General features: G+C 34.7%; 14 protein-coding genes and 1 pseudogene. 5 read left to right on the forward strand and 10 right to left on the reverse strand.

What is annotated here, in order from left to right:
* Positions 1-9: 9 nt before the first annotated feature.
* From trpD to IPK35_11780, 4 genes are all read right to left on the reverse strand, one after another.
* Positions 10-1,005 carry an anthranilate phosphoribosyltransferase gene (gene trpD, locus IPK35_11765; GenBank protein ID MBK8053917.1) on the reverse strand — a complete coding sequence of 332 codons (996 nt, stop codon included), beginning with the start codon at positions 1,003-1,005 and terminating at the stop codon, positions 10-12.
* 9 nt (positions 1,006-1,014) lie between these two features.
* On the reverse strand, positions 1,015-1,587 hold the full coding sequence (locus IPK35_11770) for an aminodeoxychorismate/anthranilate synthase component II (GenBank protein ID MBK8053918.1): 573 nt from the start codon (positions 1,585-1,587) through the stop codon (positions 1,015-1,017).
* Positions 1,584-1,838, reverse strand: coding sequence for a four helix bundle protein (locus IPK35_11775; protein ID MBK8053919.1), 255 nt, complete (start codon positions 1,836-1,838; stop codon positions 1,584-1,586). The genes IPK35_11770 and IPK35_11775 overlap by 4 nt, the downstream gene beginning before the upstream one ends.
* A gap of 64 nt (positions 1,839-1,902) precedes the next feature.
* Positions 1,903-3,294: an anthranilate synthase component I family protein gene (locus IPK35_11780; GenBank protein ID MBK8053920.1), complete on the reverse strand. Its 1,392-nt coding sequence runs from the start codon at positions 3,292-3,294 to the stop codon at positions 1,903-1,905.
* 534 nt (positions 3,295-3,828) lie between these two features.
* Between IPK35_11780 and IPK35_11785 the strand changes: the two genes are divergently transcribed.
* A complete protein-coding gene (locus IPK35_11785; GenBank protein ID MBK8053921.1) occupies positions 3,829-4,533 on the forward strand; it encodes a CDP-alcohol phosphatidyltransferase family protein in 705 nt (234 codons plus the stop codon).
* Between the two features lie 42 nt (positions 4,534-4,575).
* Entirely contained in the window at positions 4,576-4,923 is a 348-nt protein-coding gene (locus IPK35_11790; GenBank protein ID MBK8053922.1) for a 4Fe-4S dicluster domain-containing protein, read from the forward strand.
* Positions 4,924-4,993: 70 nt separating this feature from the next.
* Here the strand turns inward: IPK35_11790 and IPK35_11795 are convergent, their stop codons facing one another.
* The 6 genes and pseudogenes from IPK35_11795 to IPK35_11820 all read right to left on the reverse strand — a co-directional run bounded on the left by IPK35_11795 (position 4,994) and on the right by IPK35_11820 (position 12,916).
* Positions 4,994-6,481: an autotransporter outer membrane beta-barrel domain-containing protein gene (locus IPK35_11795; GenBank protein MBK8053923.1), complete on the reverse strand. Its 1,488-nt coding sequence runs from the start codon at positions 6,479-6,481 to the stop codon at positions 4,994-4,996.
* On the reverse strand, positions 6,471-7,037 hold the full coding sequence (locus tag IPK35_11800) for an RNA polymerase sigma factor (protein ID MBK8053924.1): 567 nt from the start codon (positions 7,035-7,037) through the stop codon (positions 6,471-6,473). The genes IPK35_11795 and IPK35_11800 overlap by 11 nt, the downstream gene beginning before the upstream one ends.
* A gap of 520 nt (positions 7,038-7,557) precedes the next feature.
* Complete coding sequence (locus tag IPK35_11805) at positions 7,558-7,710, reverse strand: hypothetical protein (GenBank protein MBK8053925.1); 153 nt, start codon at positions 7,708-7,710, stop codon at positions 7,558-7,560.
* A 386-nt stretch (positions 7,711-8,096) separates the two neighbouring features.
* Positions 8,097-8,951: a mechanosensitive ion channel gene (locus tag IPK35_11810; GenBank protein ID MBK8053926.1), complete on the reverse strand. Its 855-nt coding sequence runs from the start codon at positions 8,949-8,951 to the stop codon at positions 8,097-8,099.
* A gap of 332 nt (positions 8,952-9,283) precedes the next feature.
* Positions 9,284-10,728: pseudogene (locus IPK35_11815) on the reverse strand (sulfatase).
* A gap of 112 nt (positions 10,729-10,840) precedes the next feature.
* Entirely contained in the window at positions 10,841-12,916 is a 2,076-nt protein-coding gene (locus IPK35_11820) for a ComEC family competence protein (GenBank protein MBK8053927.1), read from the reverse strand.
* A gap of 293 nt (positions 12,917-13,209) precedes the next feature.
* Between IPK35_11820 and IPK35_11825 the strand changes: the two genes are divergently transcribed.
* The 3 genes from IPK35_11825 to IPK35_11835 all read left to right on the forward strand — a co-directional run bounded on the left by IPK35_11825 (position 13,210) and on the right by IPK35_11835 (position 18,521).
* Positions 13,210-16,491, forward strand: a complete 3,282-nt coding sequence (locus tag IPK35_11825) for a TonB-dependent receptor (protein MBK8053928.1) — start codon at positions 13,210-13,212, stop codon at positions 16,489-16,491.
* A 77-nt stretch (positions 16,492-16,568) separates the two neighbouring features.
* Positions 16,569-17,780, forward strand: coding sequence for a DUF4440 domain-containing protein (locus IPK35_11830; protein ID MBK8053929.1), 1,212 nt, complete (start codon positions 16,569-16,571; stop codon positions 17,778-17,780).
* A 201-nt stretch (positions 17,781-17,981) separates the two neighbouring features.
* On the forward strand, positions 17,982-18,521 hold the full coding sequence (locus IPK35_11835; protein MBK8053930.1) for a DUF255 domain-containing protein: 540 nt from the start codon (positions 17,982-17,984) through the stop codon (positions 18,519-18,521).
* Positions 18,522-18,539: the final 18 nt, after the last annotated feature.

Below are 18,539 nucleotides of genomic sequence, written 5' to 3' on the forward strand. Positions count from 1 at the left end.
TGAAAATGATTATTGAACTGTTGAAATTAAACTTTTAAAAGAAGCAAGTGCACTACCTGATTGTAAAGATACTTTAGCTTCTGAGACACATTCAGCTATGGACTTATTTTGATCAAAACATTGAATTCCTAATGCTGCGTTGGCCAATACTACATCGTTTTGCGCGGCAGAACCACTGTTTTCAAGCACATTTGAAAATATTTTTGCAGCTTCTTCAACACTATTTCCACCATCAATGTCTCTTTGTGTATATTTAGGCATGCCGAACTGCGCAGGCTCAATTAATTGTTCCAATCCATTGGTTATAAGTTTTACCGAGCCTGTAAGTGATACCTCATCATATCCATCTGTAGAATGAACAATAGAGTATTTTTTATTGGTTTGTTCATGCATAAATTGATAAAGCCGGGCTAGTTTTAAAGAAAAGACACCGACACTTTGATATTGAGTACGTGCCGGATTGACCAATGGACCCAACATATTAAAAAATGTTTTTACACCCAACTCACGTCTGATAGGTCCTACTGATTTTAAAGCAGGGTGGAATAGGGGAGCGTGAAGAAAGCAGATATTAGCCTTATCCATTTGTTTGTATAGTAAATCAATATCATTTGAAAACCTGAAACCAAAATGCTCGAGCACATTGGATGAACCACTTACCGACGATACACCATAATTTCCATGTTTAGCCACATGATATCCGGCACCGGCCACTACAAAAGATGCCAGCGTGGAGATATTAAAGGTGTTTTTCCCGTCACCACCGGTACCGCATAAGTCTATAACGGGCAAATCTTCAAAATCTACCGGGATACATAAATCCAGTAAAGCATCTCTGAAACCTGATAACTCATCTACTGAAATATTTCTCATCAGGTAAACACTGATAAAAGCAGCAAGCTGAGAAGCGTTATATTTGTCTTGAGAAATATTGATGAGAACTTCTTTTGCCTGTTCGCGTGTAAGTTTCTGATGATCAAATAGTTGATTTAATATTTGTTTCATATTTTTTCTTTAAAGATTCAAAAAGTTGGAAACCATTTTTTTTCCATCGGGAGTCATAATAGACTCCGGATGAAACTGCACACCAAATACCTGTAGGGTTTTATGTCTTGCTGCCATAATTTCATTTTGATCATCCACTGCAGTAATGACAAGGTCCGAAGGAAAATTCTCCCTGTCAATCACCCATGAATGATATCTTCCGGCTTCAAAGGATGCTTCAATATTATACAAGATAGGATCACTTATTTGCGTTTTTAGGATATTGGTCTTTATCCCATGAAATACTTTAGACAAATTCTTCAATTTCCCACCAAATACTTCTCCTATCGCTTGTAGTCCCAAACAAACGCCAAATATTTTTTTACTATTTGCATAACGACGTATGACTTCTTTTAAAAGGCCGGCTTCTTCAGGTATACCTGGACCAGGAGATAATATAATATAGTCATATTTTTCCAAATCCTTGAGTTCAAACTGATCATTTCTGATCACGTCAGTTTTTGTTCCCAATATCTCATTTACAAGATGTACAAGATTATATGTAAATGAATCATAATTATCGATAATGACAACTTTTTTCATGGATTGAATGCTTGGATGATAAAATGATTGAATGATAAAATACAAATTTTGCTGTAAAACTCAGCTTTAGGTCTTCCACGAGACGCAGCTCTATAGTTTGCACCAACAGATGTTGCTGATTTCATAATTTGATATGAGACAACTGACGCAGCATTTGTTGCCTGTAGATTACCACAAAGTGAAATAATGTCAACAGCAAATTTCTTTGTTCGCAATTTAAACTCTCTTATAAACTTTTCTTTGTCATTCATTCTATATGAGATTTAATCTTGTAATTCTTTGATTCTCGCATTTATTCATCTTCTCATTCACTATTTACAAGTTTACACCCATTGTTAATGCCTTTTTCAAAGCCGCAAGTTTATTGTGTACTTCCTGAAGTTCACTCTCCGGGATACTGTCTATAACTATACCTGCACCTGATTGGTAATGCAAAGTATTGTTTTTGCTTAAAAATGAACGAATTATGATAGCATGGTTCAAGTCTCCATTTAACTTGATCATACCCAAACCACCGCCATAATAGGAGCGGGTAGTGGGCTCGTATTCATCAATAAGTTGTAATGCCCTGTATTTAGGGGCGCCGGATAAAGTTCCCGCCGGAAAAGTGTCTGCAAATATTTGGTAGCCACTGACTCCTTTGTTGATTGCTCCCGTTACTTTAGATACCAGATGTATAACATGACTAAAAAATTGAACTTCTTTATAATTTGTCACTTTGACATCATGACAATTTTTACTTAAGTCATTGCGTGCCAAATCTACCAACATGATATGTTCTGCATTTTCTTTGGGATCTTCCAGCAATTTCATGGCTAGTTCCTGGTCTTTAATATCATCACCGGTACGACGAAATGTACCAGCTATAGGATGGATTTCTGCAATACCTTCATGGACAACCATCTGAGCCTCAGGAGACGACCCAAATATCCTATAAGTGCTATAATCATAGTAAAAAAGGTAAGGACTTGGATTGATAGAACGCAAGGCCCTGTATACATTGAATTCATCTCCTTTAAAATCCTGTGAAAATCTCCTGGATAAAACCATTTGAAATACATCGCCACGCTGACAATTGGATTTTGCTTTCTTTACAATATTCAGATAATCGTCGTCTTCCATATTTTTTTGCTCCACACCGGATAGGAAAAATGGATAGGTCTGATGATCCTGCCGACTGATGATACTTAATACTTCGTCAATATGTTCGTCTTGACCTTCAATGACATTTTCTATAAGAAATAACTCACCATAAAAGTGATCAAACACAATGATATTTCTGAAAAAATCATACCGTAACCCTGGAATTCCATAATTGGGTTTGGAGCTATCAAACTGCACACCTTCGAATTCCTGCACCATGTCAAAACCTGTATAACCAAATACACCATTGAAGCGTTCAGTTATCAGATCATTGTTGCAATCAAGTTCACTCAGGAATCTGGTGATAGCTTCAACCGAATTTTGACCGTAAGAATTTTCCGTTTCTCCTGTTATTTTATTTGTAAATATGAAATGTTCATTTTCAAATTGTAATGTCAAAATCGGATCAAAACAAATAAATGACTGGCTGTCTTCTTTACTCGAGTAATCAGAACTCTCTAATAATAATATTTCAGGAAAATGTTCCCTTAACTTTAAAAATATACTTACAGGTGTTGTTAAATCTGAAAGTAATTTCATCGACGATGTTTTGACTCTCAACATAATTATAAATTATTAATATTAAAAGGTGCAATATGAAATTGTTGAAAACAAAAGCGGCTTACCAGGAATCTGATAAGCCGCTTTTATTTATTTTATACAATGGTATGGCTAACTCATTCCCGGTTTGAGATTCAACGAAAGCCACCACCAATTTGTATTCAAAAAATTCATTTTAATGTTTTGATGCTGCAAAGAAAAAGAAGTTATATAACTTATGCAAATAAAATTTAAATAAAAAGTAATAAACTGTGACAGTGATATATTTGAAAACGATTGTGGAATACTTTCCAGTGGATATATTCTGGTTTCTCAACAAGGTTTTCAACAATCAAATAATTCCCATAATTAATATTATGTTAAATAGAAAATAACAAAAACCCTGTACATCCTATCAAGCAAATAAATATGCACCAACTTTCGATTTATGGAACCACCGATATCTAATGTCAATCCGTCCATCGTTTTATATTTGGTGCCTGATGAAATTTTAATATCATTGAAATGTTTTTATCTTTGCCAAACAATTTAATAGCATTGAAACATTACATTCCTTCAGCCATCACTTCACTTAATTTACTTTGTGGATTTACCGCAATTATGATAGGTGATTTTTATTGGAGTCCGATATTACTATTATGTAGTTTTGTATTTGATAGTCTGGATGGTTTGGTTGCCAGAGCATTGAATGCCCAAAGTGAGTTTGGCAAACATCTTGATTCCATTGCAGATGTGATAAGTTTTGGTGTGGCACCAGCCTATCTGTATGCATTGTATTCTCCCGACCCTGAAAACGGTTTATTTACTATATCGGCGGTAGCTTTTATCGTGATTGGTGGCGCTATTCGTCTTGCAAAATTTAATTCTTCTCCTTCGAAGCCTTACTTTATGGGCTTACCTATACCTGCAAATGCATTGTTTTTTATAGGAATAATCATTGCTATTGAAAATGACAGTATGCCCTTTATAGAATTTTTCGGATCTAAAACAAATTATTTTATCACTCCCCTATTTATGGGTATTCTGATGGTCAGTTTTGGGTTCAGAATGTTTTCAACAAAAGGAATGACCAAAAATTGGAAAGATAATATTTTTCAATACATTATGGCTGTTGTGGCCGTCCTGATTATTCTTATCTATAGATATGAAGCTGTTTCATATATTGTACTGGCTTATGTTGCCCTTTCCATTATCAATACATTAACAAGTATCTTTATAGAAAAGAAGCAATCAATAGATTAAGAACTATAACTTTGCGTCGTATTTCAACAATTATAATTTATTATGGCTATTATAATAACTGATGAGTGTATCAATTGTGGCGCGTGTGAACCCGAATGCCCTAATAATGCCATTTATGAAGGTGGCATAGAGTGGACTATTAAGGATGGTACTAACCTGAAAGGAAGTTATACTCTCGAAAATGGTGCAACTGTAGATGCCGAAACAAAACAAAAGCCTGTGATGGATGACTACTATTTTATTGTACCTGACAAATGTACAGAATGTGTTGGTTTCCATGAAGAGCCGCAATGTGCCGCAGTCTGTCCTGTTGATTGCTGCGTACCAGACCCAGACCGTGTTGAGACAAAAGAAACATTGCTAAGCCGTAAGGACAGACTTCACTTATAATCTAAATTGCTAAAACTACATTCGTTGTGATTAAGTAAGGATCTTGATGTTATTTTAAAGCAAATGAATATCATTTCAGTTTGTAAAGTATTCCCAATTCAAATGATATCTTGCCCTGATCAGGTATAAGTAAATTTATAGCATTCTTGTCACTCGTAATCTTTAAAACTTCAAATGATAATGAAGAATTATCCTGATCCTTTGATGTGGTGCTGAAAAGTTGACTATTGAATAAAACAGGCGTATAAACTACTGAGGATCTTATGGACATTTTCTCAGATGCATTGTACTCCACTCCCACTGATCCAGAATAAATCCACTTTCTTATTAATTGGTTACCTGATGTTAGTTGTGATTTTTGCAATAGATCATTGCCAAGGTTACTATACAATGCCATATTGGTCTCATTGAGTTCATATGCTGTGCGTATCCTCCTGCTGATGCCCAAACCACCTATTAAATTCCATTTACTCAGGACTTTGTACCCGGCATTAATTTCTGCATTGATAAGGTGTAGGCTATTGACAGAGTTTGACAATATAGTTTCATCAACAAAATCTAATTGATTAATTGTCAGTGTCTTACTATTGCTTATAAAAGCAGAACTTACAGCCCTTCCTGATGGACTGCTTGCCGTGACCTGAGCATTTTGGTACAAGATATTATTTATACTTTGTCCATTGTGATGGATTACCTGATATTGAAAATATTTTTGATACTGCAAGCTTAATTCTGTATTCCAACGCCTGTTTATAATTTTTTGAGCGTAACCACCAATTTTAAAACTTCCGGGTGCTTTCACACCTGTAAATGCAGCACTTGTTTTTAGGCCATAATGTACTTTGTAGTCTTTCACTGTCTTAACCGGAGCAATTTGTATTTTAGTTACATAATTTGATGATAAAGGAACCATCGCATCTACAGGTAAATTGGAAATGGCATATATTCCTTCTTTTTTAATAGCATCGTTCTTAACATCTTCCTTATTAATAAGACTATTTTCATATTTTAGATCTTCAACATTTTCTTTTCGGTTGATGTCACTTGACAATTTCTGCAATGAAAAGGTTTCACTTTGTTGATCTACATGGTTTGTTTGTGGTGCTGCTTCCTTAAATTTTGGCTTAATATGATCAAAAGATATTGGAGTTTGATTGGCTGGCCATAAGCTTTTAATTTCTACTTTATCCACTGATCGATTGGAGTTAGCAGTATTTTCGTTCAGAGTTACATTTATAGCCGAGTTATTTGCAGATATGGTGTTGACTTTTACATTTTTTTTGTCTGTTTCACTTTTATCAACATCATCATCTTTTTGTCCTCTTTGATGGGCGATGATTTCATTTTGAGATTTTGGATTTCTATCTATTTCTATATTTAAATTTTCAGCTGTTGGATATAATTGATAATAGCTAAGGCCTGCCAGTACACATCCTGCCAAAACCAGCCAAACGTATACAAACTTTCTATCCTTTTTGACAGGCAATTCGGATTCTAAAGTTAGATTGAGCTTTTTCCAGCCCTCATCCATAAGTTGATTTATTCTGTTATCGTCCATATTTTATGTCGCTTAGGCTTGAATTAAAAAGTAATTGCAATTTTTTTCTGGCTTCTGAGAGATACCATTTAGATGTACCTTCAGAAATATTGAGCTCCTCTCCTATTTCTTTATGATTGTAACCCTCTATAGCATATTTGATAAAAACATCCTTAAAATGTCCCTGAAGTGTATAGACTTTATTCAGGATATGCTCATAATCCAATTGATCAGAGTACACAGTATTGTCTGAAATCCCGGCATGTGCTGTTTCATCTATAAAAAGAAACTTTATACCTCGCTTTTCTTTCCTGAAGTGATCTGCAATGGCATTGAATGTAATACGACGGATCCATCCTTCAAATGAACCTTTTCCCTCGTATTTTTGAATATTTTTAAGAATAATTAAAAAAGCATCATTGACTATTTCACTGGCTTTATTCTCGTCATTGGAATACCTGTAGCACATCAGAAACAATTTCCTGAAATATTTTCTGTATAGTGCTTCCTGTGACTTTCTGTCATTTCTTTTGCATCCATCCAGGATTACTTGGTCATTATTGTAATATTCGCTCAAATGAAATATGTGCCTTTTGTATTACAGTATTCTTTAATTTAAATGGTCATCATTTGCCACTAAAGGCCAATTGATAAGATTTGTAATAAACTATAAAGGTAAGACGTAAAAATCTAAAATACGGTTGGTAAAATACAAAAAAAAATGTTAGATAGTAAACCAAGACAATTTACAATCTAACATTTTAAGCATGAATAGCAAGACCTAAGGAATAATCTTAGTTTCTAATAATTCGATTCATACTGTAGGCGCTAAAAGATATTGAGTGATTAGGGGGAATCCACTCAAAAATTTATTAAACACCGATAAATAAGTCCTGTTCCTCCTCCTGAGGAAAAGTGACTACTCTCTTTGTTTTTGTAAACAAATTTACAAAGAAAGATTTTACACTTTAAAAAAATTGTTCATGGGTTGTAAATTATAATTATATATACGTGCAAATTGCAGTTTTGTTACTACAATTGCTCATAATAATTTGTTAATGTTGTAAATTCAGGGGAAATACGGATACAAATAGTTATTATTCCCGCAGCAATTTATCAAAGTTATCTTCTTCATCTTCATAAATTTCATCCCAGAATTTTCTGGACTTGATATTTACTTTTTCATCTCCTGAATGGGTCTTTTTCTTTATCTTCAAAGAATCCATGTCATCAAATTCAGGTTTTTTCAAATTCTTTTTTTGCTTATTATTTTTCATGACAATTCACAAAAATATTATTATCAATTGATTTTGATTGTTTAATAAATATAAGAGTATGTTTAAATTTTTATTGCCTTAAAATCAATATATTATGAACCTGGCTTCAAAATAATCGCCTCATTTAGTTCACTAAATTCGTTAATTATTTTATCGCCAGAACCATAATCTCTTGATTTACAACTAAAAAAAATTTTAAACATACTCTAAATTACTCTACAAATATCAAAGTATTCTTGAAATTTCCAAAAAAAATAATATTTTTTTTTTTACCGATTGTAAGCCAATCAAAAAAAATAGTTGAAAAGCTTATAGTTGAATAGGAAATAGTTGAATAGGAAATATTGAAGTCAAAATGGTCATCCTTCAATGTCTTTTTTGATGAGATTAGCAATAAGTCGGATGGTTTTTTTCCTGATCATCTTTTCTATTTCCCTGTTCACTTCTTTAAATTTGTACTGAAATTTTAAAGATAAATAATCATGATGGACATCTACTATCTTGATATTAAATGAGTTGGGCTCAATAAACTGATAATATTCTTTAAGTGCAACAGAAAGACTCTTTTCAAGCTGTTCGATAGTGGTGTGATATTCCATTCCAAGCTCAAAATCGATACTAACCTTTTTAATTTCTTTCTTGGTATAATTGATGATGTCCGCCATATATGCCCTATCATTTGGAATGTAAATAACATCATCATCTTCATTTAGGACTGTGATTTTTGTCAGGTTGATGTCCAGGATTTTACCTTTTGTGTCACCTATTCTGACATAATCATCGATGTTGATCTCTTTTGAAAAACTGATGATGATACCACTAATGATACAACTTACATATTCTTTTGAAATGATTGCAATAGCCGCCGCTACAATACTTAGTGATGTCAATAAATTTTTTAAATCTATGCCCCAAAAACCAAGAATCATAAGCATCACTCCTATTGTTACAATGATGTAATACAAATTATTAATCCCGTTAATGACATTGTCAGTGTACTTGTATGGTATATTTTTGCGTAACCTATAAGTAATGATTAAAATGGCGGTAACAATATTGACTACTGTAAAGAGAAGTAAAAAACTAACTACACTGTACAATATATCATACAGCCCATCAATGGTTGGTTTGTTGATCGTAAGCCATTGTTTGCAATAGAACAAGGCCCCTAACAGTAAAAACCTGATGATATATCTGAAAATTACGGCATTCATTAGTATATGTTTTGAGTGATTATCTAATTTATATTCAAAATGACTTGAATAAAAAATGTAAAATTAAACCATTTTTACCAACATGAAAAATATCCGGACATTGGGGTGCATTTCATTTTTTTCACCCTTTGCTCGATTTCTTTTCAAGTTTCGTTTGTTCGTCGTAGCTTCCAGCTACGATGCCATATAGACAGGCATCTTGCCTGAATCGCGAAATAATGGAATAATGATTTTTAATGTGAAGCGAAAAAATGAAATACACCCGGACATTGCACATTGGAATATAAAATATCAATGGCAAAATTTAAGTCTCCTAAAAATACTATTGAATCTCATTTTTTAAAACCACATTGCCGGATATTCTGACCATTGGTTTTAGTCAAATCATCCCCTAAGTCTGAACGGGCCACATTCGCCGCTTTGTTAATGGCCTCCACAATATCAGGATGCTGATCATACACATTGTATCGCTCAGCCGGGTCCCTATTCAGGTTGTACAATCCTGATGACACGGGAGTGTTTTCTGGTGCAGGTCCCGGAAACCCATCTGCTCCCGGCAATTGATTTTCATAAGTACGCCCTTCATGAGCATATACCAATTTCCAATTTCCCAATCTTACAGCTTCTAATGAGTTTCTTCTATAATAGTAATAAAATGTATCTCTTATGGGCTTATTTACATTTCCTTTCAATATTGAAGTGAAATCCAATCCATCAATTTTATTTTTTGGCAGCTGTGTACCACATACTTTTGCAATGGTGGGCAAAATATCTAACGTGGTAACCAATTGATTGCAAACCAATCCAGGTTTCGTAGTGCCTTTCCATGACATGATGGTGGGGACTCTATGGCCACCCTCATACGTTGTCCCCTTCCCTCTCTAAAACCACCCGACGAACCCGCATGATTGCCAAAATTGAGCCAAGGTCCATTGTCACTTGTAAATATTACCAAGGTATTTTTTTCTACCCCTGCATCCTTCAATGTTTTTAATATTTCGCCTATCGACCAATCTATTTCCAACATCATATCGCCAAATAAACCAACCTTACTCTTGCCTCTAAATTTTTCAGAAACGGCTATAGGTACATGTGGCATTGAATGCGGGAGATATAAAAAAAATGGCTTCTTTTTATTTTTTTTGATAAATCCAACCGCCCTTTCAGTATATAAGGTGGTAAGTTTTGCTTGCTCTTCAAGTGTTTTTATTTCTGCTATTTTAGCATCATTTTCAATTAATGGCAAAAATGGATATTGATTTTTTCTTTGGGCTTGTGAAGCTGACAACCCATCATATCCGACTGGCCACATATCATTGGAATATGGAAGTCCGACAAACTCATCAAATCCATGTTGACGTGGCAAAAATTCTTTATGATGACCTAAATGCCATTTACCAAATATACCCGTGGCGTATCCTTTTTGTTTCAACATCTCAGCTATGGTGATCTCATCAGGATGCAGTCCTTTCTCACTATTTGGCATCAATGCTCCGGAAATGCCTATTCTATTGGGGTAGCAGCCCGTTAAGATAGCGGCCCTCGAAGCACTGCAAACTGCTTGAGTGGCCAAAAAATTGGTAAATAACATACCTTCTCTGGCCATTTTGTCCAAATTTGGGGTTTGATAACCCAGAGCTCCGGTACAACTTAAATCACCATACCCAAGGTCATCCATAAAGATCAATACTATATTTGGATTTTGGGCTTTAACTGAAAAATTAGAGAAAACAATACAGTTGAAAATTCCAATTATTAGTGATAAATATTTGTTCATTGTATTATTTATGTTTTAAGTACTTACGATTTTTGGTGTAACTGTTTGGGTACACGCCTTCAAATCACAAAAATCAGATAAATTTTCGTCAGATTAGCCTACTTTTTGAGTTTTATTTCAAATTAATTATAGCTGCACCACTCTTTTTAATAGAATGAAGGTCAAATTGATATTTTGCTTGAGCTTCTATCCATTTTTTATCAATCCATTCGGGTACATTTCTGTCTATGATCACATGACCTGGATGAAAACGTTCTGACCATAGAGCCGGGTCATTGTATTTGTTTTTTGTAATTACCAATATATCTATATTTTGTGATCTGATGTTTTTAGGATTTTCGTCGTGATTGTTGATGTAGATTGTTTTAGTCCCGACTCTCCAAAACTTACCGATCGTATCTGAAGTTGTAAGATCTGCAACAGCAGATACACCATGCTTCATCCTGTTATTTAATGCTGCAAAGTTTTCTGATTTTATAGGCAATTTACCGGTTTTAATGGAATAAATATTTTGCCCATCTATAATATCTACCAAATTAGCACCAAAAGTATCATAAACAAACATTTTGGATTGTGTCTCTTGCTTGGCCATTCTAAACCCATTATCCAACAATACTAAAAATGCCAATAACAGCATAGAATAAAACACCTTGTAATTTCTGGTCTCCAACCACAGGATCAGAAGAATAACAAATAGAAGTAAAAAAAGCAATTCAACGTGACTGATCCAAATACCCGAAATGGTACTTGAAGGCCAGCTGCTTATGAATTTGATAGAACCATTTAAACATTCAAGCAAAAAATTCAGGATCGGGCCTAAGGCAATATTTACAGCCGAAAATACAGATTCAAAAGCGATCAGCATCGTGCCTACATATATAATGATAGTCACCAATGGCACCGCTACAATGCCGCTTACAGCAAAATAAACAGGAAACTGATGAAAATAAAATACAGTAGCCGGAAAAACCAGAATCTGCGCTGCAAGTGAGACGTTGATGAGATCCCAAATAAATTTAAGTACTCTGCTCGAAGGCTGCCACCAGGAAGCTATTTTGGGCTGGAAGTACAAGATACTCAGCAAAGAAAGAAATGAAAACTGAAAAGAAACCTGAAACAGGTAGAATGGATTGTAGATAAGCATACATATAGCTGCGATGGACAAAAGATTGAAGCTGTTTGTGCCCTTAAAAAAATGTGTACCTATGATATACAGAGACACCATGGCTCCAGCCCTGACTACTGATGGCGATAATCCCGTAAGTACCACATAAAACCATACGATAAATAAAAGAATCACAACTTTGAAAAATTTCCAACCGGAGTTACTTGAACTAATAAGTGACATGATCCACACAAACAAACTGATAAAAATAGCTACATGCAGTCCTGATACTGACAATACATGAATAGCGCCGGTATCTGTATAGCTTTTGTAAATATCTTCTGAAAGCAAAAGCTTTTGTCCAAGTAGTAATGCCTGTGCGATACTATTGTTTTCCTGATCAGTGATATATTTATTCAATGTTTGGGTTGCATAATCAGATGTATTTCCAACAGTCCTCTTTAATAGACTCACGCTATCAATTGAATCTCTCAAATGTAGCCCCGGCGGTACAAATGTCTGGAAAACAATATCTTTTGATTTCAAATAAGCACTATAATCAAAGGCCTCTGGATTGGTGTTTTTTGGAATAGTTTTTATTGCAGCAAGAGCCAGGAACCTGTCTCCGGGTTTGTATAATGAAGCCAGTGAATCATTTTGCGAAAATTTCACAATCATCTTTGAATCATCATTGCTGATTTCTCCATTTTCTGTTTTGATGTATTCCAGTTCGGCGAGGTATTTATGATTTCCTGAAGACTTGAGTATTTCAGTGATCGTTCCGTAGATGGTGACTTTTTGATCTACATATGCTGAGAGCACGCTTTCCGATAGCTTTTTATTTTTAGCTTTAATGAGCCATCCTCCAGCAGTGAATACAAACAAAAGTAATATAAAGCCCTGGATAAAAGATTTATTATGATACACCTTAAGTGTCAACTCTCCTGCTATATACAAGACAGATATTAGCAACAACGAGTATGATAAAAGACAAGAAGAAAGATTAACGTACTGAAAAGTGAATACCCCTACTACCAAGGCAATAGCTATCCGCAAATATGGAAACCGGGAAAAATTTATCACACCAGTATTTATTTTCAAAAACAAAAATATGTGATTCTTTATAAAAGAGTGAGTAAATTACTGAAAATATCATGGAAGTGGGGATATTTCTATCTTTTTTAGAGTTTTAATAGGATCAGAATATAAATATGAGAAAAATATATATAAAATTTAACATTATTTTAATATTAAGGTATTACTTTTGCGGAACATTTTTTAACCAAAAGTAAATATTTTATTTATCAAATTTTGCTTGAGCTATCACTCTTTGATTTATAGGTCAGGTAAACCTAAACACACAAAATCACAAATTTATGAAGACGAGAATTTTACAATTATTTTTATTTCTGATGCTGGGTCTGGGTGTCCAGGCACAGGTGACGACATCCAGTATGGTCGGTAAGGTCACTGATGATAAAGGAGAGGCGCTCATTGGAGCGACGGTGTTGGCCACACACACACCTTCAGGTACGCAGTATGGTACTACAACTAATGAATCCGGACGCTTCACTTTATTGGGATTAAGGGTCGGAGGACCATACACTGTTGTAGTATCATATATTGGTTATGAGGAGTTCACCCATAACAATATATTTTTGTCTTTGGGAGTAACAGCAGATGTTAATACAAAGCTAAATGAAGGATCTGTCGTCCTTGGTGAAGTGGTTGTAACTTCATCAAAAAATGACTTGTTTAGTTCAGACAGAAGCGGAGCTGCTCAAACCTTTGGAAGAGATGCACTTGCTTCAGTACCAAATATTGGTCGTACTATTAATGATATTACCAGATATAATGTTTATTCAAATGGAAGAGGATCTTTTGCCGGACAAGATTCAAGATTCAGTAGTTTTACGATCGATGGATCTGTATTTAACAATGGTTTCGGTCTCGGATCTTCAGCATCGGCAGGAGGTAGAACCGGTACAACGGCTATATCATTCGATGCACTTGAGGAAGTACAGTATAATGTTACTCCATATGACGTAAGGCAATCAGGATTTGCAGGAGCAGGTATTAATGCAGTTACCCGATCAGGTACCAATGAAATATCCGGCTCAGCATACTTTTTTACAAAAACTACAGATTTAACAGGTAACAAAGCTGACGGACAGGACCTTCCACCTTTTAAAGTTGATGAAAAAACTCTTGGTATGCGATTAGGTGGAGCTCTGGTGAAAAATAAACTTTTCTATTTTGTAAACTTTGAAAGACTAACGAGTTCAAATCCAGCTTTGGATTGGGTTCTTAACCGTCCAGGTGCTACTGGAAATGTTTCCAGAGTGTTGGAATCTGATATGCAGGATCTCTCAAACTTTATGAAAACCAATTTTAATTTTGATTTAGGAGCATTAGATGGTTACAATAATGATATAACAAGTACAAAAGGACTGGTTCGCTTTGATTACAACATAAATAATAACCACAAACTTTCTTTAAGGTATTCTCATCACGATTCTGAATCAGGACAAAGAATTTCCGACAGTAATAGTAGTAACACAGCTGGTTTTGGAAACAGAACAAACAGGGCTTTGGCGATATCACCTGAAAACACCGGATACTTTATACAGGATAACACAAGATCGATTGCTCTGGAATTGAATTCAATACTTAATCCAACATTGTCCAATAATCTTGTAGTGGGTTATAACAAACAAATTGAAGACAGAAGTTACAGAACACAATTGTTCCCTACAATTGACATCCTTAAAGATGGTTCAACTTATACTTCTATAGGCTTTGACCCGTTTACTCCGAACAATAAGTTGAATTATTCTACATTAAGCGTTACAAATAATTTAACTAAATTTGCAGGAAATCACCAAATTACCTTAGGTCTGGCATTTGAATATTTTAATTCCAATAACGTATTCTTCCCTGCATCAAATGGAGTATATACGTATAATTCTATTGCTGATTTTAAAACAGCTGCATTGCAATACAAAAACGACCCAAATAATCCGGTTTCACCTGTTACTTTGGCCCGTTACAATTTAAGATATTCACTGCTGCCTGGTGGTGCAGAACCACTACAGGTACTAAAAACAACCACATGGTCAGCTTATATTCAGGATGAATTTAAAGTCAACGACAGATTAAAAGTTACCGGTGGAGTGCGGGCTGATTATATTGCTTATGACAATTCTACTGCCAAAGACTTTTTTAATCCTGTAGTAGCCGGTTTAACTTACAAGGATGAAAATGGTCAATCTCTTAAAATAAATACTTCTGAATTTCCACAGCCAGGCATTCTGTTATCTCCAAGAATTGGATTTAATTATGATCTGACCGGCGACAGAAAAATGCAGCTTAGAGGCGGTACAGGTATATTTGTTTCAAGGATACCTCAGGTATTGGTATCAAATCAGTTGGGTAATAATGGTGTGAATACAGTCGCAACAAGATTTGATAATACGAAAAACTATCCTTTCACTCTTGACCAAACAAAATACATACCTGCAACAACTGACATTACAAAACTTCCGGCTTATGTTATAAACGCATCTTCTGATGGGCTTAAATACCCGACTATTTGGAAATCAAGCCTTGCCATTGACAGAAATCTTGGAAAAGGATTTTCTGCAACTATAGAAGGTATTTATAACAAAACCATACATGGATTAAGATATATTGATGCCAACCTAAATAATGCTGACAGAAAGTTCTCTGGTCCGGACACTAGAGAAAGATATCCAGCCACTAGATTTATTAATGCGGCAACAAGTAATGTTTTTGTTTTAAGAAATACAGATATAGGTCAATCTTACTCACTTACGGCAAAACTCGAAAAAGCGGCCATTGATGGAATCGGTGGTTTGTTGGGTTATACATATGGAAATGCAAGGGATATGCAATCAGTAGGTAGTACGGTTCAGGCAAATATGCCAACTGTACGAGGTCAAAATTTCCTGGATGAAACACTTAGCGATGAGAATAGAAGACATAGATTTGTAGGTTATCTTACTTATAATATTCAGTATGGTGATAAAATTGGTGGAGGTACTACCATTACTTTAGGTTTTGAATCAAATGCAGGAGGACCCATTTCTTACACTTATGGTAATGACCTTAATGGAGATGGTCAGAACAATGATTTAATTTTCATTCCGAAAAATGCATCTGATATTAAATTCTCAAATATTAATGTTTCATCAACTGACCCAACTGTACTATTTACACCTGCTCAGCAAGTTGAAGCTTTTGAAAAATTTATTTCAAACAATGAATATTTTAATTCAAAAAGAGGTACTTATGCTGAAAGAAATGAAGGGGAATTCCCATGGTTTACAAGAGTCAATCTGGCGGTGATTCAAGATGTGACATTTAAAATCGGAGGTAAGAAAAATGGTTTTCAGATCAGATTGGATATGATTAATTTTGGAAATCTTCTCAATAACAAATGGGGAGTTGGTTGGGCAACAACTACCAACAACCCTTTGTCAGTAGCATCAACAGGTGCAGATGGAATACCTTCTTTCAGACTTGCAACTCAAGTGGTAGATGGCAAGACGATACTTTTACAAGATGCTTTCAGAAAGAGTATCAATGTGGATAATGTCTGGCAAGCGCAGTTGGGTATAAGATATACTTTCAACTAATTTTAGAAATATTTATTTTTTATAAGAGTCAGGCAAGATTTATAATTTGCCTGACTTTTTTGTTTTAATTCAATACGATGTTAAAATCCAAATTTATTACAATTTGCATTTGCTTAGCTTCCTATGTCACTCTTGGACAAAATCAAAGTTTAAAGCAATTACTGGCAGAATCACATCCATTAGTTTGTGGCCATAGAGGTGGGTATTATTCCGGTTACCCGGAGAATAGCATTGAAGTGACCGACTTTATATTGAATAAAATCAGTCAACGGCCTATTATGATTGAAATTGATCTGAGAAGCGATCAAGGCGGGAAAATTTGGCTGATGCATGATAATACATTGGATAGAACCACCAATGATACAGGAGAGATATCTTCTAAATCATCAGAATACCTGAAAAAAATCAACTTAAAGTCTCAACATGGCGCAATGACTACTTTTAAGATGGTATCATTTGAAGAGTATTTACTTTTTGCTGCCGACAAGCCCATTTATTTAATGCTCGACATAAAAGATATAGAATTGTATCCAAAAATTGATGTGCTTTTAAGTAAATTTAAAATGGCAGACCGATCAATAGTTTTGACTTTTTCTGTTGAAAATACAAAAAAGGCTTTAGAATGTACAAAAAATACTATGATATCTATGCTGGTTTCTAATGATGAAGAATTTAATGAATATAAAAAACTTCAAAATCATCATCATCGTTTAGGAACATACGTGACAGATTCGACACCTGATTCCCTTATAAATTATCTTGACAAAGCAAACACTCCGTTAATCAGTGATCCACGAGAGTTATGGAATAAAAAGACGGCGCCTGAGACTTCTGATTTTTATCACTCATTCATCAGAAAAAAGCAATTAGACATCCTTGTCACAGATTTTCCTGTGGAAGTCATCCAAATGCTACACAACGAAAATGAGTTGCGCATCAAAATTCAAAATCTACATTTAAAAAAGTTTAAATGGCTTGTTGACAAACAAATAGACTCCCTCACTACCCTACTCCATGATGATGTGTTTTATATCCACTCCAATGGCTGGAAAGAAAACAAAACAGAAGTGATAGCCAATATCTTATCCGGAAAACTTACTTATAATGATGTGAGAGTACAGGAATCAACAGTAAGAATTGTAGATAATACTGCCGTTGTTACTGGCAAAGGTACTTTTTATGTCTCCTTAGAAGGGAAATCTTCAGAGTTCAACCTGTTTTACACGGAGGTATATGTGATGACAAATTCAGGTATCAGGCTAATCAGCCGACATGCGTGCAAGATATAATTCCGGACAATTCCCTTTATGGACAAATGTATTTTCAGTACATTATCCTTTTACTTCTCTATCTTCGGCATAATCTCAGCCTTCATTACTTCAATTCTGTTAAAATTAATTTAAGTTTGGCTAAAACTGTATCTTTTAGTATATATATGGTGTTATCTTTGCATTCATAATTATTTTAATAAGTCCTTTGGAATAAACATAATGAGGGTAATTTTATTGTTATTTGTCTTATCACTTTCTACTCACGTCATCGGTCAAAACCGAATCAAATGGTTGACATGGGAAGAGGCTATTGAAAAGTCCAAAAAGGAAAAAAGAAAGATATTTGTAGATATCTACACCGACTGGTGTGGTTGGTGTAAAAAATTAGATAAAACCACTTTTGCAGAAGAGCACATTGCAAAATATATCAATTCAAACTACTACGCTGTCAAATTTGATGCTGAAATGGAGACCTCTATATCACTAAAAGGTCAGGAATATAAGTTTGTCAAAAGTGGTAATCGGGGCTATCATGAATTGGCTGCGCAATTGCTGCAAGGACAAATGAGCTATCCATCCATGGTATTCATGGACGAAGATTTCAACATCATTCAGGCTATTCCTGGTTTTCAGGATATCAAGACATTTGAAATGATTTCGACATACTTCGGAAGTAATAGCCACCGCAACACACCCTGGAACAAATATATGCAGACGTTTCAACGGTATGATTTTTTTAATCTGCCTGTTGGGAAATAATAGGATGCGCTATTGCTT

It is taken from the genome of Saprospiraceae bacterium, from assembly GCA_016713025.1.
GTDB lineage: Bacteria > Bacteroidota > Bacteroidia > Chitinophagales > Saprospiraceae > OLB9.

What these genes read in the sequence shown, in the direction of transcription:
- IPK35_11770 (MBK8053918.1), bottom strand. Translation starts at nt 1,587, where the DNA reads ATGAAAAAAGTTGTCATTATCGATAATTATGATTCATTTACATATAAT.
- IPK35_11825 (MBK8053928.1), top strand. Translation starts at nt 13,210, where the DNA reads ATGAAGACGAGAATTTTACAATTATTTTTATTTCTGATGCTGGGTCTG.
- IPK35_11790 (MBK8053922.1), top strand. Translation starts at nt 4,576, where the DNA reads ATGGCTATTATAATAACTGATGAGTGTATCAATTGTGGCGCGTGTGAA.
- IPK35_11835 (MBK8053930.1), top strand. Translation starts at nt 17,982, where the DNA reads ATGAGGGTAATTTTATTGTTATTTGTCTTATCACTTTCTACTCACGTC.
- IPK35_11795 (MBK8053923.1), bottom strand. Translation starts at nt 6,481, where the DNA reads ATGGACGATAACAGAATAAATCAACTTATGGATGAGGGCTGGAAAAAG.
- trpD (MBK8053917.1), bottom strand. Translation starts at nt 1,005, where the DNA reads ATGAAACAAATATTAAATCAACTATTTGATCATCAGAAACTTACACGC.
- IPK35_11810 (MBK8053926.1), bottom strand. Translation starts at nt 8,951, where the DNA reads ATGAATGCCGTAATTTTCAGATATATCATCAGGTTTTTACTGTTAGGG.
- IPK35_11830 (MBK8053929.1), top strand. Translation starts at nt 16,569, where the DNA reads ATGTTAAAATCCAAATTTATTACAATTTGCATTTGCTTAGCTTCCTAT.
- IPK35_11775 (MBK8053919.1), bottom strand. Translation starts at nt 1,838, where the DNA reads ATGAATGACAAAGAAAAGTTTATAAGAGAGTTTAAATTGCGAACAAAG.
- IPK35_11780 (MBK8053920.1), bottom strand. Translation starts at nt 3,294, where the DNA reads ATGTTGAGAGTCAAAACATCGTCGATGAAATTACTTTCAGATTTAACA.